This window comes from Vibrio sp. J502, assembly GCF_025397955.1.
Taxonomy (GTDB): Bacteria; Pseudomonadota; Gammaproteobacteria; order Enterobacterales; family Vibrionaceae; genus Vibrio; species Vibrio anguillarum.
In genome coordinates this window covers 191,826-213,971 of sequence record NZ_CP104555.1, presented here as the reverse complement: position 1 = coordinate 213,971, position 22,146 = coordinate 191,826, and the positions used below count along the sequence as shown (strand labels likewise).

Here is a 22,146-nt window from a genome sequence, read left to right as displayed (position 1 = left end):
CGCCCCATGATCCCACGGGGCGTTTTAATTTGAATGTGAGAAGTTCCAGGGAAGCAGTGAGTTGATATCAGGCTCAGACTTTGCCAGCTCTTTCATACATTTGACCATGTAATCGTAGAGTATCAGTCCGTTCGCTTTCGCCGTCTCGATGATGCTATACAGCAAAGCACTCGCATCAGCACCAAGCGGATTCGTCGAGAATAACCAATTTTTTCTGCCAATGACCAGCGATTTGATTGCGCGTTCCGCTCGGTTGTTGTCGATAGATAAATGCCCATCTTCAACATAGCGTATCAGCTTAGGCCACTGACCCAAGGTGTACTTGATGGCTTTACCAAGAGGACTCGATTCGATGACTTTCTGCGTGGTTAACCAGTCATAGATGTCATCCAACATCGGTTTAGCCTGCGCTTGTCTTTCTGCCCAACGCTCTTCGACCGAAGCCAGTTTTAATCGAGATTCAAGTGCGTACAACTTTTGGATTTTGGCTAACGCCACATCCGCTTTACCTGTTTTACCTTTGCCCTGAAGCTTCTTCGCTTCCATGAACTTACGACGTGCATGAGCGAAGCAACCGACATTGGTGACGTTGGTTAATCCATCATAAGCCGCGTAACCATCACTTTGCAGATAGCCTGAGTAATCACCCAAGAAGTTCACGGGGCACACTCTCGCGCGACTGTTTTGATAGTCGAACAAGACGATATTTTTCATGTCAGGGAGTTTAGCTTCAGGGGAGTCGGCTCCCGAGCAGTACAACCACATATAACATTGCTTGTCTTCCTTGAGCACATTGAGCGGCGTTTCATCGGCCTGAACCACCACTTGTTCGAGTAAGTGAGTCTTCAGTGCCTGATAAAGCGGTTTGAACTTTTCACTAACCTGGATTACCCACCTGGCCATGGTCGTTCTCGATAACTCGATACCTGATTGGGTGAACAAGGTTTCCTGACGATACAGCGGAAGCGCATACTGATATTTGCCTAAAATAATGTTGGCAAGCAGACTTTCGGTAGCGAAGCTTTTGGGGATGATACTTATCGGTGCGGGTTGTTGGTGAATGTGGCTTTTTTCAGCCTCTTGTTCACACTGACGACAGGCGTATTTCGGGCGAACATATTCCAACACTTTTAGGACGGCGGGCGTGAACTCAAGCTTTTCACTGCGGTCTTCGCCGATTTTATGCAAAATGTGTTGGCAGCATGAGCACTGTTTGTCGTGCTCATCTAGGTCAAGCTCGATAATTTCACGTGGCAAGTCTTTAGGAAGCGGTTGACGTTTACCACGACGTTTGATTGTCGTCGTGGTGATAACCTCATCTTCCGATTTCGCCGCTTCACATTCCGCCTCATTAAAGAGGTCACCCTGTGCTTCGTTATACGGCTTTAACGCTTCCGAGCGTTTGGCGAATTGACGGTCAAGGGCCAGTTTAAACTGCTCAATTAAGGATTGGCGCTCTTGTTGCCACTCTTTTTTCTCCGACATCAACGCTTTCACCATAGCTTGAAGCTCGGCGATGTCTTGGCTTTCTGGGTTAATATCGGGCGTCTTTTTCATGGCATTGATTATATTAAAAACACCACGTCAAGGCTTGGTATAACTCACTTTTATCGGGTTCAACTCATTGTAAAGTTGTCTATTTTTATCGGTTTATGGCCGATTATCGTGAAGCCAGATAACAGTCTGTCTAGGTCAAATTGAGTCAGGGTGTATACCTGCTTTTTCTCTTGAGTGGGCCATTTGAATTTGGCTTTTTCCAACCGTTTATACCACAGAGCGAAGCCCGTTTTATCCCAGTACAAGACTTTGACTTTATCGCGTTGTTTATTGGTAAACAGGAACAGCGCACCGCTTCCGAGCGGTAAATCGGTTTCAGATTCAATAATCGCCGCCAGACCATTAATGGACTTTCTAAAATCCACGAACTCCCGATACAGGTAAACATTAGGGGCACTCAGCATTCTCTTCATGACAGTGCTCCGATTAACTCTGCCAGATACGAGGCAGGTGTTCCCTGGGGGATGCTGAGTTCAACGTCATTAATCAATAGTGTCATGTTGGCAATCGGTGTTTGAGTCATCTGGTAGCGTGTCGTTTTTTCAACGACTTCAGCTTTAACGAATCCACTGCTCTTAGGTTGCTCTATGAACTTTAGTTGCTGTCGCTTGGCATGGAAGGTTGAAAGGCTCAGCCCATTTTGTTCACAGAACACGCGTTGAGACAGATGACTGGATTCGTATTGATCGAATAGGGTATGCCATTCTTGATGAGAGAGTCTTTTTGCCATTTCAAATCTCCTTGAGGTTGGAGATTTGATCTTATGGCGTGCCGAGATTGATTAGAATGTGGGGTTTATGACGCGCTTACAAACAAAACGTATACATAATATATTTATGTTTTTATGCTAGTGCAGTTCTTAAACCCACTTTTTGTAACCAACACGACAAAAATAAGGCCACGTGCTACAACATCAATGAGGAAAGAACCATGATGAAATGGATAGTTGGTTTAAGCCTACTATTTAGCAATGTTGCTAGTTTGGCAGCGACTTCGGTCGATTGGTTACAGGTAAAATCAGAAGACGGCATTACGATCTACTCGCGCCACCATAGCGATGGCTTAGTCCAAATACGGGCGCAAATGTTCGTACCCACTAGCTATTTCGCTTTTATGCGGCTATTAGATGACAGTGAACATGTACCAAACTGGATAGATAACGTGAGTAACAGCCGTGTGCTGCAAAAAATTTCAGATACCGAGAATATTGTTTACACCCAATTCTCGGCACCATGGCCAGCTAAAAACAGAGATATGGTGACTTATTCAAAATTTGAGATGCTACCTAATGGTTTAAGTTTAGACATAGTGGATGCCCTAAATTACTTGCCTGAACAACCGGGATACATCCGTATCACTCAAGTCAACGCACATTGGACGCTGCAAAAACTGACTAATGGTATGACTCACATCGATTATATTGCCTTCGCTAATCCAGGAGGTGCACTACCTAACTGGTTAGTGAACAAACTGTCCACTGACAGTGCCTTTACCACATTTAAAGGCTTGCGCCGAGAATTGGCCACCTATCAAGATAAACTTCACCCTGCCGTGAATGAATAGCATTCTTAACCCAATACTTGGCCAAAAGGCAGGTAAACAATATTCAGCACGATCAAGATAACCAGCGCACTGAACGTTAGCTTCATACCACGAATCCGCCCTTTCAGTTGATCACTTAAAATCGCTCTGGCATGTAAAATTCGGCCAACGATAAACGTAATACCCACCCCGTGGATCCACCATACGCTGGCACCATTAAACTCCAATAACCCCATTAGGATTAAAGTAATAGGAATGTATTCTGCGGCATTTCCTTGCGCGCTGCGAGCTAATTGCAGTGCTGGTACTCCACCATCGACATATCTCACTTGGTTAGCCCGACGCTGTTTAATAACGTTAATCGCTAGCCACAAAAATAATACTGAAAGTATCGATGCATATAGAGCAGTAACCATGGTCATTCCTTTTCAAGTCAGTAGTGCCTCTATAGTAGTGCATCAAACACGTTCAGGTCACCACTCTGATTCAAAGCAATCTCTAGTGCTGGAGTGGCTTAATCTCCTGAGCCGAGTACACCTTATCCACTTTATCCCAAGGAATCGGGTCAATTGATACACCTGCGTCTTTTGCGCGTTGTTGTATATCATTTAGTAAAGAACCCTGTTTATATCTTTCTTCATCAAACCCATTACTATCACGATCCAATACTCTATCAGGTCCCAGCTCAGCTAAATAGATGATTTCACCACAGCCTCTTAGCCAAACCTTGGCTTGTCCATTGGGCAGTAAACCGAACACGAATTCGGTGCGATAACAAACATTACCCAATGAACCATCTCGATTTTGGTAAAGACTTTTTCTTGCCATCAAACTTTTAACGTCTTCAGATACAGTATATTTGGTGACATAAAACTGGGTATTAATAAGTGAAACCCAATACAAGTAAAGAGTATCAGGTGGTAGCTTAATTCGCATGACCTGATCACCTCGTCGATTCATTGCGAAGGGATGTATTGGTAATCCAAAACCATCATAGTCAGGAAGTTCTTTTTTGATATTTTCAAATGCACTGATCCTCATAAACTGAGAAAATGTATGTAAAGGGGATGTCCAATCTTGCGCATCGTTCACCCCATAGGCTTGAGTAACACTGACAGGATAAAAAGTGGGCATAGAGATACTGACACTCCATGGCGTCTCCGGTATCGACCCAGCATACGATGAGCAAGCATTCAACAATGCCGTAATTAGCAAAACAGATATACTTTTCAAATACATTCTACTTTCCTTTTTCGCATGGGTAGCTGGCGCGCTTATAGCAACCTTTACTTTCATCCCAAAGCGGTTTAAGTGCAAAACTATCATCTGACGAGTGGTGAAATACGTTTAACTGCATCAACTCTTGTTTACGTTTTTCATCAAACTCACTCTCTAACTTGGCATACTGTCCTTGCTTTGCCATATCCAGTACTTTTTGATTGAAAACCTTAAAGCTGGCAGCTAAACCATTTATGGTTAGCTCTGGAAAATCTCTTACTGTGTAATAAATCGCATAAGGATCCGGAACATGCCAAATCTTGCCATCATAATCCTCAAGAGGAACGCCATGAAACTCAGCTAGACCATACATTAATCTGAGGTATAAACGAGAGAGTTCACCTTCCACTTTGCGCTGTATATAAAGGCGACCAACCACTCTTCCGCCCTCTTTTTTGCCATGATTAATAAACTCAACTTCTGGCTCTACATAGTCACTTTCCTGCCAGCCAGTGGCTAAATCACGCTGTTTATACTCAGCCAGCTTTCTTCTCACGTATTGCTCGGCGCGATCCTTATCCCAGCGGTCAGAGAAAGAGCGGCTCGCACGCTTCACCAACTTTTTTTCTAAGATCGGCAAGAGATAATCACTCTTGTTGTAGCTCAGGCGTGAATGGTAACCGCCACCAATATCGGAATGGGCTCCAGGAAGGACAAATTCATGAAAATGCGCCACCGAATCAACAGAGTTAAGATGGTTGAGGCTAAAGTTATAGCGGCACTCAATGGTAGGATCTGCGGTTAAGTGAACAGCACGCCGAACGCGCTGAGGATCAATCCATAACCTCACATCACCATTGTCATGATGAGTTGAAAAATCAAAAGAGAGTAGGTCAACCACAGAAGCGACGGTATCAAACAGGCCTGCAAAAGTAATCTCACAGCTGGCTTTAGCCTCATCTGCTTCATCCCAATCAAACCCGTAAGCTAAGGGAATGCCGCTCTTTTGGCACGCCTTGCTAAACGTTTGAGCAAACTCGCTCTGCTCGCCATCCAACACCACATTAATGAAATGTCTTGCAGCAGCAGCTCCACGGCTAAAGCCGAACACATCAAACTGCAACTTATTAAAACCGTCAACGATATTCGACTGTGCGTTAGCAAAGGTAGACTTCAGTTCCATAATTGACGTTGAAAGCTGATCTACAGAAGTACTAACTTTAGCTGTCACACCATATTTACCTATCCCTGCCCCCTGCCCAAAAATTTCCGATTCATCAGCCGGAGTAATATTTGTACTATTCCCCGTACCAATTCCGGTCATATATTCAGAAAGAAAATAGGTTTCTTTATCGTTCGAGAATTCTTTATTTATATAGCGTTCAAACAACTTCTGTACATTGGTTAACTCATTAGTGGCGCTACCTGCCACTGTCTCTACTTCGCCTTCATCATTTTTAAATAAAGAAATAAAAAAATTGTCTTTTTTAGGATAATCAAAACACTCGCTCGATAAGTGAGTAGCAGGAATGTCGTTTTTAAGCCGCCCTGTTTTTCTGGAAATAATTTCGCAATCAACGTTGTATTTCATTTTCCATGTTTGATAGTAATTCTCTAACTGAGTCTTCCCCCACTGCGCACTGTAGCTATTATTGGCCGTACCATCAAAAAACATACCTACACGTAAGGTAATAAAGTTAAATCCTCTCACTTTAAGAACATAACTTTTATCTGTCAGTAAGTTGCAAGCATTCGCTTGACCTTTTTGGTGCCTTACGGGTAAAGCTTGTTCTGCCGTCAATTCGGTTAGATCGCCACTGGTTACGTTTAGAAAACTAGCACTATTACCTAAATGGTCTTGGTATTGTTTGGCAAAATCCAAAGTAGGGTCGGCTTCATTATTGGGTGTTCTCAGTTTACCCTGAGACTCTCTTAACCATTGTTCAGCATCGAGAGTGAGCGTCACCGGGCCGGGGGCAAGCGTTTTAAGCAAGATAGGTGCTTCACCTAATACGACGGGAAATTCATGCTTTGCAGAGTCAGTGATAGTGCCAGTGATGCCTTCAAATGGCTTATTGAACTCATCACGGATGATAATTTCAATCCAATGCGTTCGATTTTCACACGGCGCACAAAAAGGGCTAACTCCTGTTGTACTTCTCATTGCCAGCTCTCCTTAATGGCCTTTAACTCTTTCAGTTCATCCGATGTTAAATGTAAAGGATGGGATAAATCATCAAGCGCGGTATCGGTTGCAGTGACGAGCGCAACTAACGCATGCTGCTCTGCGACCTCATAGCTATTTTGCTTTTCTAATGCTGATTGCAAGGCTGATAATATCGTCTGCTGCGGTGATTCTAGGCGTTGTAAAAGATGCGGCAATAGCTCCCACCAACGTCTTTCTAAGGAATTGGCATGAACATTTATGTTATACAAAGGCGTTAGGTGGTGAGGTAACATCTTCCACCAAGTCCCGTGGCGAAGCACAAATTCACTGCATGAGGTATTACTGAAGGTAATGAGAGCGTCTTCTTCATGGTGATCAATCGCCACCAATTGGTTGATGTTGCCTAAAAAGTGATTCACCTCAGTTTCATCCATCGCTCGTAGTATGGGAATAATCACATCACGATCATAAAAGCGAAACATCACTTCTTCGCCATCAAGTGAAGCTATCAATAAGCTTTGTAAATGATCGAGCATTACTTCAGTACGGGTTGAACTGGTTAAAAATAGACCTTGCTGCAAAATCTCGACTGGCAGGTTTAACACTTTCCCAGATACTGGAACGAGCCACGGAGATAAGCCCATTACTGAAGAAAAAGTATCTCCATGAAATAGTACGGCCATGTTTTCGAAACTCATTCCGCCGTTTTCAAGCATCGCATGCTTGATTGTCTTGTATCCAACAAGCCAATACACCGATCCGCTTTGTTGCGTTACCCATTGATTAATCATCATTACATCCCTGTATTTTGATGGTTATTGGCTAGTAATGCGTTGCCATTCTTGTGGTTTTTCCGCCTTGACCCATTCGGCTTTATGATTAGCTGAAGCGCTTTTTTTCGCATTTTTGACTGGAGGCATGTTTATACTCTGCCGATAGTTTTGGTACCAGAGATCAAATTGATCGCCACTATTTTGGATAACAGCGTCAACTTGATTATTGACTAATGTACGTTTTTTACCCTCAAATGCATCGAGTAGCTTGGTGTCTGTTTTTGCAGTAGATTCGACCTTGGGTAAATAACCTTGCAGTGCGTTTGGAACCGTTCGAAACTCAAAAAGTATCGCTGTTTGTGGGCTTTTAGGATCACCGATAGTGGCGTTATTGATGCCATGCCCAGCTACTTCTCCACCATTTTGAAAGTATTGAAATACATTAACGGCGAGATCATTTGAACACGCCGAATAAAGTTCTGGAGTTATTTTGCTACGCACGACTCGAGAATCCTTAGCACTTAATACCTCTAACATTTTCGAAGGCTTAGTTCTTGGTAATATCTCCCAAGCATTTTTCACTTTAGGGTCCGTTAAACCATTAGCATTAGGTGTAATGCCTTCTGATTCTGGCTGCCACTCGTTGATATAAATACCAAATTTTTTCGACAACTCAGCGGTTTTAATATAGATGGACGTTAAGTAAGCAAATACTGAGGAAGCCGTTTCTTCATCATCCAACCGCTCACCGCGAGTTAATGACAAAAACTTATCCTTGAGTGATTTTTTATACCAAGGGGCTAATTCAAGTAACTGAAGCTCTGCATTAGCGCCCGTTCCAAATAATTTAGCGCTAACTCCAACTGTAACCTGCTGCCCACTCGGAGTCATCGAGATTGTTTGACCTTGGTAATCGGCAGAGACACCATTTCCAGCAGCAATAATATGATTCACGTTCGAGATTTCTAGAATAAACTGACCATCATCACTACTCGTAGCCGCAAGTGTTTGATGGTTAAACTGGCTAATGTGCGATGTGAAATACTTCGCTAACCAAAGCATACCTGCTTTACGATCCTCGACGGCTTTTTCATCATCCATTGCACAAGGGTAAGTAATAAGATCAATTGTATGAGTTTGCCACCCTGTATAATCTCGACCATTTTTAAGATGCGGCGGGCAATGATAACTGCCTTGATTCATATCTTTGGTCAACATGAATAGCGCTTCGCCTTTTGCATTTTTTACATAACCAAATTTTTGTGATGAATTGGCAGGCATCGCGACAATCAAACCACTCAACTCATTCTCGATACCGATTGAAGAAGTCGGGAAATGAGTACCAAACTCCGGAGCAGGCTTAGTTGTATTTCGAACACGAGCATCTGATGCTAAATTCGTTGCTTGTACCGGCACAGGTTGCGGTGGTGCTAATGGCGGAGATGGAGGCGGTGGGGGGCTCACTAACCCTTGAGTTTGCTCTAAAGGACAAACTCTTACTGCAGGGATACGTGCCTCTTCAGCTTGCAATAGCGCTTGGTAAAGAATGGTTTGAGGTGGCGCGGGGGATTTTTGCAGTTCAAGCTCACCAGGTAATAACGGTAAATCACCACTAAAGCCACTGCCACTACCCGCACTGCCGCCTGAGTTTAAATTAACGCCCGCCCCAGAAAGATGGACACCAGCAGGATCGACTTTGACAAAACTGCCGCCGGCTGTCACGGTAATTTCTGACCCAGCTTCGATCACCACTTTTTGTCCAGCTTTGATATGGATTTCATCTCCACTTTCATTAGTCCAAACTTGCCCTGATTTTACGTGCAAGGAACCATCGACCATTAATATACAGCTACCCTTAACCGATTCGCGGCTTTCGCCCTCCACCGTGAGGTGGTGGTTATGTTTAACGTGCGTAAACTGGTCGTTATCCACCGTGAGGTGCTGGTCGTGCTTGATGTGCGCCGTGGCGTCATTGAGCACCAAGGCGTCTAAGTCTTTTTGCGCGTGTAGGTAGATTTTCTCTTGCGCCGCTTGGTCTTCAAAACTCAGCTCGTTAAACCCTTCTCCTTGGTGCGTTTCACTGCGCAGCACGGTTTTGGTTTTGTTATCCGGCAGTGTGTACGGCGCTTTGTTGGTGGCATGGTAGGTACGGCCTGTCACTATCGGTTGGTCTGGGTCGCCGTTGAGAAACGAGACGATGACTTCATGGCCAATGCGCGGAATGGCTATCATGCCATATTGGCTGCCAGCCCAACCTTGTGAGACGCGCACCCAGCACGAGCTGTGTTCATCGCCGTTGGAATATCTGTCCCACGGGAAATGCAGTTTGACACGGCCATGTTCGTCACAGAAGATTTCTTCGCCATCAGGGCCCACTACTAACGCCATGCAAGGGCCATCCACTTGAGGTTTGGCTTGCGGTGTCGCACGCCACGTGACATCGGCAGGAATGAGCGTGAATTGGTTGCTGTACGTGGTCGCGCCACTGCCGCCCTCTTCTTCCAATGCTTGTGGCTGCTGCCCCTGATGATGCACTTGCACGACAACCCAATCGCGGTTCATGCTGTCGTCAAGATGCTCTTGTAAGTCGAACTTTGTGCCCGCTTGCAGGCCAGGATGGTTACTTTTTCCGGTCGCGGTACGCGCTTCTCGTCGTAAGTACTCTAAGCGAATTTGATTAAAGGCTTTGCCGTTGACGTCGTCTTTAAAGCGACCCGGTGCATCAAAGTGTTCGTAGGTCGCTTGCTGGTAATCCATTTCGCGCCCTTGCGCTTGCTGGGCAAACGAGTAGCTCGGCTTTTTAAAGCTGTAATCTTGCAGCGCGCTGTGGCTCACTTCGGTTTGGCTGTGTTGCGTTAATTGCGACACATAAGGGCTCTCCATCACGCCACCTGCGAGGGCATTAGGCGTTTCTCGCTTCGTCAGGCTTTGGCTGTCGTCACTGAAAAAGAGGGTGTGTTTCCCCTCTTCATGGATGAAGTGATACACCAAGCCCTCTTCGGCGGCTAAGCGGTGCAAGAAGTCGATATCCGTCTCACGGTACTGCACGCAGAATTCACGCTGCGCACACTCACGTTTCAGCGAGAAGGCGTAGTCGTTAATGCCCATTTCTTGCAGTACGATGGAGAGGATTTCGGGAACGGTTTTGAGCTGGAAAATACGGCTGTTTTGGCGCAGTGATAGCCGCTCTAATGCCGGGACTAAGGTAAGTGAGTAAAAGGTGTGATGATGGCCAATATCGCCTTTACTGAACTGGCGCACAATGCCGTGCACGCGCTGCACGACAAGGCCATCACGCAGCATCTCAAGCTGAGCGCTTTTGTCCACCAGCTCCAGCGCCGTTAAGCTAGATTGGCGACTGGCCAGTTTTATCTCATAGCGAAAACCGTAGCAATGCAGGCCCGCTTGCGCGCTATCAGACAGCGATTCCACGCCTTGGTATTCACGCACCACTAACGTGTCGTCTGCCAAACCCTCCACAGTGAGCCTAAAACTTAACCTTGCCATCTTTTTCCCTTCCACATTTGAATGTCGAAAAACCTTAAGCTCAATACATAACTAGGCTACGTACTGAGCTTAAGGTTTTGGTGTGGGCCACTCACCCCAAGGACATGAAACACGAGTGAGCGACCCAAAAACTAAGCGTGATTACGCTTCAACAGGCTTGCGCCAGTCGTCAGAGCCTGAAGTACCCGCATTCACGTGATCCCACAGGATTTTACGGTAAGACATAGAAACCGTAACATTTTGTGTGAAGTCGCCGTTCGCTGGATCTTGGCAGTGTGGCATTTCACAGTGAATGTCCACGATAGAGGCGCTTTCGAGTGTAGTAGTGAAGAAGTTCTCTTGCTTACCTTCGATAGAAGTGCGGTACCATTTTAGCTCAACCGATTTCATCTTCTCGCCAGACGCCAGTGCGTTATAAAGAAGAGGAACCGCTTTGTTTAGCGCTACGGTGAATTTAAATGGTTTGTGCACACGTTGACCAGAAGGCTGACCTGATTGTGGATCAGTCGGTACAGTTACAACGTGGTCAAATTGTTGAACCAACATTTGGTCTTCATGACCTTCAACGAACGCATCACCGATTGAATCAGTAGACAGAGCACCAGCAGTGATCAGGCCCTGAGTTTCGCCTTCGATAGAGATATAACATGGAGTTGGCATTGCAAATTCCTTACTTTAATGATGAATGGTATGAAACAAGTTCACTCGTCATAGAGCAAAGTCAGTGCCAACTCTATTACTATTTAAAATCAAACACTTATATTGTATGTATTTTTGATTGAGCAAAAACCTGCCCAGTATGAGCAAGATATTGCTTCGATGGGTAAAAACTTACCCTCATTCTGAGACAGCCAGATGTAAAAATCCCGATTCACACTGTAAATCGGGATTTTGATGTTGAGACTTCACAAGGAACCATTCAACTCATTAAATTGCAATGGGGTTGACAACTATACCCTTGTCTCTAGCTTATAGTAGAGAGTTGCCAGTGGCGGTACACAGACCAAAATAGATTGGTCTAAACCCTCACTCTCAACGTTTTCAGTCAGTACACGGTTTTTGACTTCAAAACCGCTACCGCCATAGTGTCTATCATCTGTATTAAGCAGTAATTGATACTCACCTTTGACAGGCATACCTAAACGAAACGCTTGGTGAGGAACAGGGGTAAAATTGGTGATAATTAAAATACGTTCACCACAGTCACTCATGCGCTCATGCGCAAGAATGCTCGCATCGGCCGCATCTTGTAAGCGCCACTCAAAGCCACGAGGCTCACTGTCTAACTCAAAAAGTGCAGGCTCGGCTTGATACATCTTATTGAGATCTCGCGTTAAATTCTGCACTCCTCGATGGCGTTCAAACTGCAATAAGAACCACTGAAGTTGGTCATCATGATTCCATTCTGCCGTTTGACCAAATTCAGTGCCCATGAAGTTGAGTTTTTTACCCGGCTGGCCATACATGTAACCCATATAAGCACGCAAGTTTGCCGTTTGTTGCCACTCATCGCCGGGCATTTTGTTGTGGATCGAACCCTTGCCGTACACCACTTCATCGTGCGATAGCGACAACACATAGTTTTCACTGTGTGCATAGACTAACGGGAAGGTGATGACGTTGTGATGGTATTTACGATGGACGGGATCTTCTTTTATATAGGCCAAACTGTCATGCATCCAGCCCATATTCCATTTGAAACCAAAGCCTAAGCCACCCATAAAGGTTGGCGCTGAAACGCCGGGAAAAGCTGTTGATTCTTCAGCAATGGTCATAGCATTCGGGAAGTGTTTGTACACTTCTTCGTTCATCCACTTTAAGGTGGCAATCGCATCGTAATTTTCTCTGCCGCCATCCACATTTGGGATCCACTGATCATGGCTGCGTGAGTAGTCGAGATAGAGCATCGAAGCAACGGCGTCTACTCGAATGCCATCGATATGGAACTGTTCAAACCAATATAACGCATTCGAGACTAAGAAACGGCGCACATGTTCGCGGCCAAGGTCGTAAATATACGAACTCCAATCTTGATGCCAACCACGGCGTGGATCAGGGTCATGGAATAAAGGAGTGCCATCAAAATTGGCTAAACCATGACTATCGGCTGGAAAATGTGCGGGAACCCAATCGAGCACCACACCAAGGCCGGCTTGGTGACATTGATCAACGAAATATTTAAAATCATCGGGCGTACCAAAACGGCTCGTTGGCGCAAATAAGCCAACAGGTTGATATCCCCAAGAACCATAAAATGGATGTTCAGAAACGGGCATAAACTCTACATGGGTATAGCCTAAATCCACCAAATAAGGCACCAGTTGATCAGCCAGCTCACGATAATTTAGAAATTCCCCCGCCGAATTACGACGCCAAGAGCCCACGTGCAACTCATAGAAAGAGAGCGCTTGCTTGCGCTTTTCGGTGATGGGGCGAGCTTGCCACGTACTGTCTTGCCATTCATAACGCCGATGATCATACGTCACTGAAGCAAACGAAGGGTATTGCTCGGCGTAGTAACCCCAAGGATCGGCTTTGTGCGGTAACCCTTCACCATGAGGCCCTTTCAATTCAAATTTGTATTGCGTACCTTCGGGTAAGTTGGGCATGAAAATTCCCCAAATACCGTAATCAAGGCGCTGCATTGGATTACGACGTCCATCCCATTGGTTAAATGCGCCAATCAAACTGCACGCTTTGGCATGCGGTGCGTAGACTAAAAAACGGATACCTGAGATTTGTTTACCACCACGTTCCATGGTCACGAACTGCGAACCCATGTGGTGATACATCGATTTCGGCGTATGTAAATCATCATATTCAGCGTATAAACCATGGTACTGATATGGGTCATCGATGAGCTGTTCGACACCTGCCCAATCGACCGCCAATTGGTAGTGGGTAAAACGTAAATCAATATTTGATTTTAGGATGAAACCCGACTCATCTTCACGCTCAAGCAGAATGCGGGGTTGATTTTCCACCACCAGCTCAACTTTTTCGGCACCCGGCATCCAAACGCGTAGCGCACCTTGATCGGGTGCGAGGTAAGGGCCTAAAAATGAGAATGGATCTGTAAATGATGCATGGGAAAGTTGGCTATATGCCTGCTTTAGCTTTGAAAGCTTTTTTGTTTTCATATCCCTACTCCTAACCTAACTTTCTTTAAACGTATAAAAATGCCCGCTAAAATGGCGGGCATACTAGCGAGGTTCAGTGTACCGAACTCTGCTGTTACATTGAGTGACCTAGACTAAAATTCTTCATGCCATGATTAAGAAAGATAACACTAAGTCACATCAAGGTTTATTCAGTAAGTGATTATTTACTTACACTCGCTCGCACTTCCGTTAAACGTGCAGCAATGCGATTGACATTATCACGCGCAAATACTTCATCCAAATTCATTGAAAGTTTACGACGCCAGTTAGGGTACTCATTAACGGTACCCGGAATATTAACGGGTTTATCCATTTCCAACCAATCTTCTAACTGAATACTTAACAAGGTCGATGCACCAGATGCAACGTGCAGTTGCAGCGCCTCACTTAAATATGAATCCATTGGAACAAGGCTTGCGTCGCGCCCCACACCCTCAGGCAAATAACCATGCCATGCCACCGAATCCAAAATGCCTTGTTTACATTTCAAACGGTCCTCAAACAAGGCTTCGAGCTGGGCTTGATCGGGGTACAAACCAATTTCGCTCCCCATTTTGAGATCATCGCAATGCCAGAAACCACGCAGCGTTGGCATATCATGTGTGCACAGTGCAGACATCGACTGAGCGGCGTAATGTTTCGGTGAGATAAAGCCGCCATCTTCTGCGGTTTCAAAGAAGAACACTTTATAAGAGTGAACACCCGCGTCGGCTAAAATATCGACGATCTCATCAGGTACTGTACCCAAATCTTCGCCAATCACGCTGCATTGATGGCGGTGAGATTCCAACGCTAAAATCGCGAGCATATCTTGTACTGGGTAGTAGATGTAAGCACCCTTAGTGGCATTTTCACCTTTTGGTACCCACCACAAGCGCAGTAGACCAAGTACATGGTCAATGCGCAGCGCGCCACAATGTTTCATATTGGCGCGCAGCAGCTTGATATAAGCATCGTAAGCGGTTGATTGTAATACTTGTGGATTAAGCGGTGGTAAGCCCCAATTTTGACCCAGTGGTCCAAGAATATCGGGTGGTGCGCCAATGCTGGCGTCTAAAATCAAGTTACCGGCATCAGCCCAAGTTTCAGAGCCAGAATCAGCCACACCCACCGCAAGGTCGCGGTATAAGCCGACCGCCATACCTTTTTCTTCCGCGAGTGCTTGGGCTTCATTAATTTGGCCATCAGCAATCCACTGCAAGTACATGTATAGGTGAACTTTATCTTGATTGTCTTCGATAAATTTCTGTACTGCGCTGTTTTCAAACCGACGATATTTTTCAGGGAAAACCGGCCAACCCCATACATTCGGATCTTGGGCATGTAAATCGACATGCAGCGCATCGAATGCCGCTTGGTGCACTAAGCTCTCACCACCTTCTTCAACGAAATTCAAAAAGGCTTGTGCGCGATCGCTATTTTTATCTAAATGGCGTTTTTTAAATTCGGTGAACAGGAGTGGCAAGACACTCATTTTTAATGTTGCAACTTCGGTATAGTTTACCCAATGCGCTTCACGTACTTTCTGAAGACGTTGCTGAAACTCCGCACTGCCTACTTTTTGCTGCGCATCCGCACTCAAAGCAAATTCAGGCACTGAACTCACGTCTGTGTATAAAATATTGAGCCAACGGCGTGACGATGGGCTGTAAGGACTCGCTCCTTCAGGGTTTGCAGGAAAGAGAGAATGAATCGGGTTAAGGCCGACAAAATCGCCGCCACGAGAGGCAATATCCGCCACTAACTGTTTTAAGTCGCCAAAATCACCAATACCCCAGTTGTGCTGAGTACGCAGCGTGTAAAGCTGCACACTCGGGCCCCACAATTTTTTACCTTCAATAATAGGTGCTTGTTTGTAACAGGCTTTTGGCGTCACTATCAGCGTGAGCTCATACGGTGTTTTACGGCGTTTCCGTGTCACCAACAGTTTGTGATATCCCCATGCCAAATCGCTTGGCAATGCAAACACTAAAGGGCCACCCTCAGCGCGTTCATCACGAACGACTTGCGATTGAAGATAGCCTTCAAGTACCTCTCCTTGCTCGGTTTCTAAGCGCCAGTTAAATTCGCTTTCACGTGCGCTGGCACCTAGATAAAGTGGCACTTCCACCGCTTCACCTTCACGAATAACGAGAACAGGATCTAATACATCTTTCTTGTGTTTCTTTTCTGCTGATTTCAGCAGCGTTTCATCATTGGTTGTGTCATAGCCCAAAGACGCCAATAAGCGGATAATGGTTTCATCTTCCACTTTCGCTTCGTCGCCCCACGCGCTTATGTAGCTGTCGGCAATGTTCGCCATCGCCGCTACTTGTTTTAATGCGTTTAGTTGTTTCATCGCTTTCTCCGAAGGGACTTCTTTCCCCTTCAAATGGGTAGGGTTTTATTATAATGAGTCATCATAGAGCCAAGGCTCTAAGGCCTTGGCTTACTTGAAAATTAACGTTTAACGGTTTCTAATTTCCAGATGTTGTTAACGTAGTCACGGATACTGCGGTCAGAGCTGAACTTACCCACCAACGCGGTGTTAAGAATCGCTTTCTTCGCCCAGCCAGCCTGGTCACGGTACTGTTTGTCCATCGCCTGATGCGCTTGTACATACGAAGCGAAGTCAGCCAGCACTAGGTATGGATCACCACCATCAAGCAAGCTATCGAACGTGGCTTTCAATTTGCCCGGAGCGCCTGGGGTAAACTCTTCACCCACCAACAAATCCAGTGAAGCCTTAAGCAGCGGATCCGCATTGTAGTAATCATATGGGTTATAACCACTGGCTTTTAATGCTTCGACTCCGTCCACTTCCAAACCGAAGATGTAGATGTTGTCATCACCCACTTCCTCACGAATTTCCACGTTTGCACCATCCATCGTACCTATGGTTAAAGCACCATTTAGCGCCATTTTCATGTTACCGGTACCGGATGCTTCTTTACCTGCGGTAGAAATTTGCTCGGATACATCGGCAGCAGGAATGATGATTTCAGCTATGCTCACGCGGTAATCAGGAATGAAAACTACTTTTAGCTTGTTACCAATGCGCGGATCGTTATTTACTTTTTCCGCAATTTTATTGATGGCGTAGATGATCTCTTTAGCTAGGTGGTAACCCGGTGCCGCTTTAGCCGCGAAGAACACCACGCGCGGCGTCATATCGAACGTTGGGTCATTCACTAAACGATGATACAAAGAGAGAATATGTAACATATTCAAATGCTGACGTTTGTATTCATGCAAGCGTTTGATCTGCACATCAAAGATGGCATTGGTATCAAGCTCAATACCCATGTTCTCTGATACCCAATCAGCCAGACGCTGCTTGTTGTGTTTCTTAACCGCCATAAACTCTTTTTGGAATTTCGCATCGTCAGCGTATTGCGCAATCGCTTCTAGCTGGTCAAGGTGCGCTGGCCACTCAGTGCCAATTTTTTCCGAAATAAGCGCCGACAAACCTGGGTTACAAAATTTCAACCAGCGACGCGGCGTAATGCCGTTTGTTACGTTGTGCAAACGTGTTGGGTAAAGCTCGTGGAATTCTGGGAAAAGATCGCGTTTTACCAACTCCGAGTGCAGCGCTGCCACACCGTTCACAGCATAAGAGCCAACCACACAAAGGTTTGCCATACGCACTACACGGTGGAAACCATCTTGAATGATGGAGAGTTTTTGCTGTTTCGACACATCACCCGGCCACTTGGCTCGTACTTCTTGCAGGAAGCGGTGGTTGATTTCGTAAATGATTTCCATATGGCGAGGAAGCAAACGCTGGATCAACGACTCGCTCCACGTTTCGAGTGCTTCAGGCAGTAGCGTATGGTTGGTATAGGCGAACGTTTTTGAGCTGATCGCCCATGCTTCATCCCAGCCCATGCCTTTCTCATCAATCAAGATACGCATCAATTCAGGAATGGAAATCGTTGGGTGAGTATCGTTTAGCTGAACGGTTTGATATTTAGGAAGATCAGCAATGTCATGACCCGCCGCCGCATGACGACGCAAAATGTCACGCATTGACGCCGCGCTATGGAAATATTGCTGCATCAAACGCAGTGTCTTGCCTTTTTCGTGGTTATCGTTTGGATAAAGTACTTTGGTAATGTTGCCTGCATCAATCAAGGCATGCTGTGCTTCAAAGTAGTTACCGTTGTTGAAATCAGCCAGTGAGAAAGGCGCAATTGCGCGACATTCCCATAAACGAAGTGGGTAAACCGTGTCGCTTTCATAGCCAACGATCGGTAAATCCCAAGGCATTGCTTGGACAAACATACTCGGAATCCAACGGCGTTTTTCCACACCATTGTCATTGATAACGTCAACATGGCCGTAAAAACCAATCTCTTGTGCTAGGTGTGGTCGTGCCACTTCCCACGGGTAGCCTTCAACACAACGCCACTCATCAGGAGCTTCTTGTTGGTGGCCCTCACTAAAAGATTGCTTAAACAAACCATATTCATAATGTAAACCATAACCTACGGTTGGGTACTCTTGCGCAGCACACGAATCCATGAAACATGCCGCAAGTCGCCCTAAACCACCATTACCTAAGGATGGGTCACGTTCTTCTTCTAATAAATCCGTTAGGTTCTGACCTAAATCAGCCATCGCTTCCGTGATTTGCTCATACAGGCCCATGCTGATGAGGTTGTTGCCCGTTAAACGGCCAATCAAGAACTCAAGTGATAAGTAGTTCAGACCCTTAGCGTTAACAATGCGCTCGTCTTGCTCAGTTTCGAGTAGATCAAACATCGTTAATTCAGCCAGTGCGCGCCCCATTGCGAGATACCATGAGCGGCTATCTGCATTTTCAATGGTGGTGGCGTAGGTGGCAGTCAGGTGTTTCTTTACGTTGTCTTGGAACGAAGCTTTATCAAACTTCTTCTGTTGCGTAGGTTTCATTAGCGAAATCTCACTTAGTCGTTTTAATTCATCTTCGGCATATCGTGCATCAGCTACGCAAGGTCGGCATCCTCCTAAAAATGACCTCGTTTAGGAGGAGGGCTCAGGGCGTAGAGGGCGAGCACCAGAGTCGCAGTGATCTATCTCTCATTCGTTGCACATAGCGGTTCATAAGCAGTGATTGTGATCACATCACCTTGCTCACTAGCCTAAATACCGCTCATGACGCTAAGGTTTCGATCGGGAATATCAATCTCTCAATATGAGAATTGGCTCTCAAAAAAAATGAGCTTCATTTACAAATTACATGAGATTTTGTACATGCTCAGTTTTTATATAGCGCATAACAAAGAAGTTTTAGTGATTAAAGTCACAATTACAGGGCGTAGATGATGAGTAAATGTGAATCCTGCAAGAATCTCGGGATGGATCAATAAACGTGCGTCACGACATCAAGTAACATCCACACAAAATGAGTGATAGTTCACTTGTGTACTCCTAAATAATGATGCTCTTCTTACTAAGCGCCTCCAAAGCTGCGATCAGCTTTTAAGTCAGTAACAAGAACAATAAATGGAATCTGGAAGATGTGGATACCTTCTAAGCTTACTCGTCCCGGCCGCCTACACAACGCCATCGTTCGCCCGCGTGTGTTAGAGCTGCTTGCCCAAGCACCTTGCTACAAACTCGTGCTATTTCGCTCGCCTGCTGGTTATGGAAAAACCACCATGGCAGCGCAATGGTTATCAGACAAGACCAATGTGGGTTGGTATAGCATTGATGAAAGCGACAATGATGCGTTCCGATTTATCAACTACTTACTGCAAGCGATTAATAAAGCGACTCAGCAAAGTTGTCCAAATGCCCAAAAACTGGCCGAGCGACGCCAGTTCTCTTCTTTACACTCGTTATTTAGTGAAGTGTTTTCGGAAATGTCTGGCTTTAACAAAGAGTGCTATGTGGTTCTCGATGATTACCATTTGATCGCCGATGACGATATCCACGAAGCGATGCGCTTTTTCCTCAAACACATGCCAGACAACCTAACGCTGGTCGTCACTAGCCGTGCCACACCACCATTAGGCACGGCCAACTTGCGCGTACGCGATTTGATGATAGAAATTGGTAATGAGCTACTCGCCTTTGATACAGAAGAAACAACACGCTTCTTTAATCAACGGGTCTCTGATGGCGTGGATGATGATACTGCCAACAACTTGTGCACCTATGTCGAAGGCTGGCCCTCTGCACTGCAATTGATTGCCTTACAAGCACAGCACCAAAAGCGCACGTTGGCGCAGACAGCGGAGTCGGTATCGCAGTTTAATCATGCACATTTATGGGATTACTTAGTTGAGGAAGTGTTTGATCTACTCGATAAAGAAACGCGCCAATTTTTGATGCAATGCTCGGTGCTCGATCACTTTAATGACGTGTTAGTCTCTGCACTCACCAAACGTGACGACGCGCTGAGCATGATTGAGTCGCTCAACCGCTATGGTTTATTCATTTATCCACTGGAAGGTGAGCACAACTGGTACCGGTTCCACAACTTATTTGCGGAATTCCTCTCTCATGAACGCTTGGCGCGCATCCCGCAGCAGGAGCACGATCTGCACCGTGCCGCCGCGCACGCTTGGTTGCAAGAAGCCACACCTCATCAAGCGTTGCGTCACGCCACGCTCGCCAACGATACTGACTTACTCGCTACTATCTTGACGCAATTTGGCTGGAAGATGTTCAACCAAGGCGAGCTTTTGGCTCTCGAAGAGGCCATTAACCAACTCTCTCCGGCCCAACTCTATCGCGAGCCTAAACTGTGTATGCTACAAGCTTGGCTGGCTCAAAGTCAGCACCGCTACTTTGACGTTGGGGATCTGCTAACCAAATCGACCAACGAGATGAAAGCGCTCAATGTTCAGCTAAGCACCAAAGAACAAGGCGAATTCAATGCCCTACGTGCTCAAGTCGCGATCAACCAAAATGAGCCAGAAAAAGCCTTAGAACTTGCGGAGTTAGCACTCAGCCAACTGGATCACACAGTTTACCGCAGTCGTATTGTCGCCACTTCAGTCGTCGGCGAAGTGAACCACGTGCTCGGTCAATTAAGCCGCGCACTCTCGATGATGCAACAAACCGAAAAGCTGGCACGCCAGTATCAGGTTTACCACCAAGCGCTATGGGCATTACTACAGCAAAGCGAGATCTTGATTGCCCAAGGTTATGTGCAAGCCGCTTTTGAAGTACAAGATATTGCCTTCAAATTAATTGAAGAGCAGCAATTACAGCAAGTGCCATTGCATGAGTTCTTACTACGGATACGTGCCCAAATCCTGTGGTGCTGGAACCGCTTGGATGAAGCGGAAGAGTGCGCTTATAAAGGACTACGCGTATTGGGCAACCACTCTCCAAGCAAGCATCTGCACAGTTATTCAATGCTGGCGCGTATTGCTATTGGCCGTGGTGAACTCGATAAAGCGGGTAAGTTCATCGAACAAATACAGCACTTACTGAAACAATCGACTTATCACGTAGACTGGACGGCGAATGCTTCGCTCTCACTGATTCTATTTTGGCAAGCTCGTGGCAATGATGAAGCAATGTTGCAGTGGCTCAAGACCACCATTCGACCAGAAAAAGCATGCAATCACTTTTCACAGCTTCAATGGCGTAATATTGCTCGAGTTCAGATTCACTTAGGTCATTTGGAAGATGCGACTCAAACTTTGACGTTTATGCAGCACGAAGCGCAAACTTATCAGTTGATTACTGACCTAAATCGTAATTTGATCCTCGAAGCCGTTCTAGCCACCACAGTGCACAACGAAGAAGTGGCGAAAGAAAAACTCAAAGAGGCCCTACAGCTAACCAATCAGACGGGTATGGTGGGTAACTTTTTAATCGATGGTTCGCAGATCGGCCACTTATTGGAAAAACTCTCTAGCCGATCCGAATTGGGAGATCTGGAACGCCACCGCGCACAACAGTTAATGAAAGAGATCTCTACCACTCAGCGCAGCCGATCAGTCCATTTCGACGAAGAGTTTGTTGAGAAGCTGGTTAATCACCCAAATATTCCTGAGCTGGTTCGTACCAGCCCACTCACTCAACGTGAATGGCAAGTCTTGGGGCTTATTTACTCTGGGTTTAGCAATGAGCAAATTGCACAAGAGCTGGATGTCGCAGGAACCACCATCAAAACCCACATCCGCAACCTATACCAAAAACTGAATATTGCTAACCGCAAAGAGGCAATCCACACCGCCGAGAATTTATTGCAACTTATGGGCTATTGAGTCGCAGGTACGATCAAAAAGAGCCAGATTAT

14 protein-coding genes are annotated in these 22,146 nt (G+C 45.8%); 2 read left to right on the top strand and 12 right to left on the bottom strand.

Features of this window, described 5'->3' with window-relative positions:
• Positions 1-24: 24 nt before the first annotated feature.
• Genes N5E84_RS16755 through tnpA form a run of 3 tightly spaced genes read right to left on the bottom strand, consistent with a single transcriptional unit; the run spans position 25 to position 2,287 of the window.
• Complete coding sequence (locus N5E84_RS16755; protein WP_069212063.1) at positions 25-1,557, bottom strand: IS66-like element ISVa9 family transposase; 1,533 nt, start codon at positions 1,555-1,557, stop codon at positions 25-27.
• A gap of 59 nt (positions 1,558-1,616) precedes the next feature.
• Positions 1,617-1,970, bottom strand: coding sequence for an IS66 family insertion sequence element accessory protein TnpB (gene tnpB, locus N5E84_RS16750; RefSeq protein ID WP_069212062.1), 354 nt, complete (start codon positions 1,968-1,970; stop codon positions 1,617-1,619).
• Entirely contained in the window at positions 1,967-2,287 is a 321-nt protein-coding gene (gene tnpA, locus N5E84_RS16745) for an IS66 family insertion sequence element accessory protein TnpA (RefSeq protein WP_081245520.1), read from the bottom strand. Before tnpA ends, tnpB begins: the two co-directional genes overlap by 4 nt.
• Positions 2,288-2,490: 203 nt before the next feature.
• On the opposite strand from tnpA, the gene N5E84_RS16740 reads away from it, so the two are divergent.
• Positions 2,491-3,120, top strand: coding sequence for an START domain-containing protein (locus tag N5E84_RS16740; RefSeq protein WP_026028159.1), 630 nt, complete (start codon positions 2,491-2,493; stop codon positions 3,118-3,120).
• Positions 3,121-3,125: 5 nt separating this feature from the next.
• On the opposite strand, the gene N5E84_RS16735 is transcribed toward N5E84_RS16740, so the two are convergent.
• The 9 genes from N5E84_RS16735 to N5E84_RS16695 all read right to left on the bottom strand — a co-directional run bounded on the left by N5E84_RS16735 (position 3,126) and on the right by N5E84_RS16695 (position 18,818).
• Positions 3,126-3,521, bottom strand: coding sequence for an MAPEG family protein (locus N5E84_RS16735; protein ID WP_017048116.1), 396 nt, complete (start codon positions 3,519-3,521; stop codon positions 3,126-3,128).
• A 76-nt stretch (positions 3,522-3,597) separates the two neighbouring features.
• Complete coding sequence (locus N5E84_RS16730; protein ID WP_019283121.1) at positions 3,598-4,338, bottom strand: DUF2931 family protein; 741 nt, start codon at positions 4,336-4,338, stop codon at positions 3,598-3,600.
• Position 4,339: 1 nt separating this feature from the next.
• Entirely contained in the window at positions 4,340-6,481 is a 2,142-nt protein-coding gene (locus tag N5E84_RS16725; RefSeq protein ID WP_019283120.1) for a phospholipase effector Tle1 domain-containing protein, read from the bottom strand.
• A complete protein-coding gene (locus tag N5E84_RS16720; RefSeq protein WP_232513696.1) occupies positions 6,478-7,278 on the bottom strand; it encodes a DUF4123 domain-containing protein in 801 nt (266 codons plus the stop codon). Before N5E84_RS16720 ends, N5E84_RS16725 begins: the two co-directional genes overlap by 4 nt.
• A 21-nt stretch (positions 7,279-7,299) precedes the next feature.
• Positions 7,300-10,764, bottom strand: coding sequence for a type VI secretion system tip protein TssI/VgrG (gene tssI, locus N5E84_RS16715; RefSeq protein ID WP_095661395.1), 3,465 nt, complete (start codon positions 10,762-10,764; stop codon positions 7,300-7,302).
• A 141-nt stretch (positions 10,765-10,905) separates the two neighbouring features.
• Positions 10,906-11,424 carry an Hcp family type VI secretion system effector gene (locus tag N5E84_RS16710; RefSeq protein ID WP_013868180.1) on the bottom strand — a complete coding sequence of 173 codons (519 nt, stop codon included), beginning with the start codon at positions 11,422-11,424 and terminating at the stop codon, positions 10,906-10,908.
• A gap of 290 nt (positions 11,425-11,714) precedes the next feature.
• Positions 11,715-13,904 (bottom strand): 1,4-alpha-glucan branching protein GlgB, encoded by a 2,190-nt coding sequence (gene glgB, locus N5E84_RS16705; RefSeq protein ID WP_019281768.1) that lies wholly within the window; start codon positions 13,902-13,904, stop codon positions 11,715-11,717.
• A 181-nt stretch (positions 13,905-14,085) separates the two neighbouring features.
• On the bottom strand, positions 14,086-16,263 hold the full coding sequence (gene malQ / locus N5E84_RS16700) for a 4-alpha-glucanotransferase (protein WP_029388124.1): 2,178 nt from the start codon (positions 16,261-16,263) through the stop codon (positions 14,086-14,088).
• A gap of 101 nt (positions 16,264-16,364) precedes the next feature.
• Positions 16,365-18,818 (bottom strand): glycogen/starch/alpha-glucan phosphorylase, encoded by a 2,454-nt coding sequence (locus N5E84_RS16695; RefSeq protein WP_013868184.1) that lies wholly within the window; start codon positions 18,816-18,818, stop codon positions 16,365-16,367.
• Between the two features lie 587 nt (positions 18,819-19,405).
• On the opposite strand from N5E84_RS16695, the gene malT reads away from it, so the two are divergent.
• Positions 19,406-22,114, top strand: coding sequence for an HTH-type transcriptional regulator MalT (gene malT / locus N5E84_RS16690; RefSeq protein WP_017046883.1), 2,709 nt, complete (start codon positions 19,406-19,408; stop codon positions 22,112-22,114).
• Positions 22,115-22,146 lie beyond the last annotated feature (32 nt).

What these genes read in the sequence shown, in the direction of transcription:
- N5E84_RS16755 (WP_069212063.1), bottom strand. Translation starts at nt 1,557, where the DNA reads ATGAAAAAGACGCCCGATATTAACCCAGAAAGCCAAGACATCGCCGAG.
- tnpB (WP_069212062.1), bottom strand. Translation starts at nt 1,970, where the DNA reads ATGAAGAGAATGCTGAGTGCCCCTAATGTTTACCTGTATCGGGAGTTC.
- tnpA (WP_081245520.1), bottom strand. Translation starts at nt 2,287, where the DNA reads ATGGCAAAAAGACTCTCTCATCAAGAATGGCATACCCTATTCGATCAA.
- N5E84_RS16740 (WP_026028159.1), top strand. Translation starts at nt 2,491, where the DNA reads ATGAAATGGATAGTTGGTTTAAGCCTACTATTTAGCAATGTTGCTAGT.
- N5E84_RS16735 (WP_017048116.1), bottom strand. Translation starts at nt 3,521, where the DNA reads ATGACCATGGTTACTGCTCTATATGCATCGATACTTTCAGTATTATTT.
- N5E84_RS16730 (WP_019283121.1), bottom strand. Translation starts at nt 4,338, where the DNA reads ATGTATTTGAAAAGTATATCTGTTTTGCTAATTACGGCATTGTTGAAT.
- N5E84_RS16725 (WP_019283120.1), bottom strand. Translation starts at nt 6,481, where the DNA reads ATGAGAAGTACAACAGGAGTTAGCCCTTTTTGTGCGCCGTGTGAAAAT.
- N5E84_RS16720 (WP_232513696.1), bottom strand. Translation starts at nt 7,278, where the DNA reads ATGATGATTAATCAATGGGTAACGCAACAAAGCGGATCGGTGTATTGG.
- tssI (WP_095661395.1), bottom strand. Translation starts at nt 10,764, where the DNA reads ATGGCAAGGTTAAGTTTTAGGCTCACTGTGGAGGGTTTGGCAGACGAC.
- N5E84_RS16710 (WP_013868180.1), bottom strand. Translation starts at nt 11,424, where the DNA reads ATGCCAACTCCATGTTATATCTCTATCGAAGGCGAAACTCAGGGCCTG.
- glgB (WP_019281768.1), bottom strand. Translation starts at nt 13,904, where the DNA reads ATGAAAACAAAAAAGCTTTCAAAGCTAAAGCAGGCATATAGCCAACTT.
- malQ (WP_029388124.1), bottom strand. Translation starts at nt 16,263, where the DNA reads ATGAAACAACTAAACGCATTAAAACAAGTAGCGGCGATGGCGAACATT.
- N5E84_RS16695 (WP_013868184.1), bottom strand. Translation starts at nt 18,818, where the DNA reads ATGAAACCTACGCAACAGAAGAAGTTTGATAAAGCTTCGTTCCAAGAC.
- malT (WP_017046883.1), top strand. Translation starts at nt 19,406, where the DNA reads ATGTGGATACCTTCTAAGCTTACTCGTCCCGGCCGCCTACACAACGCC.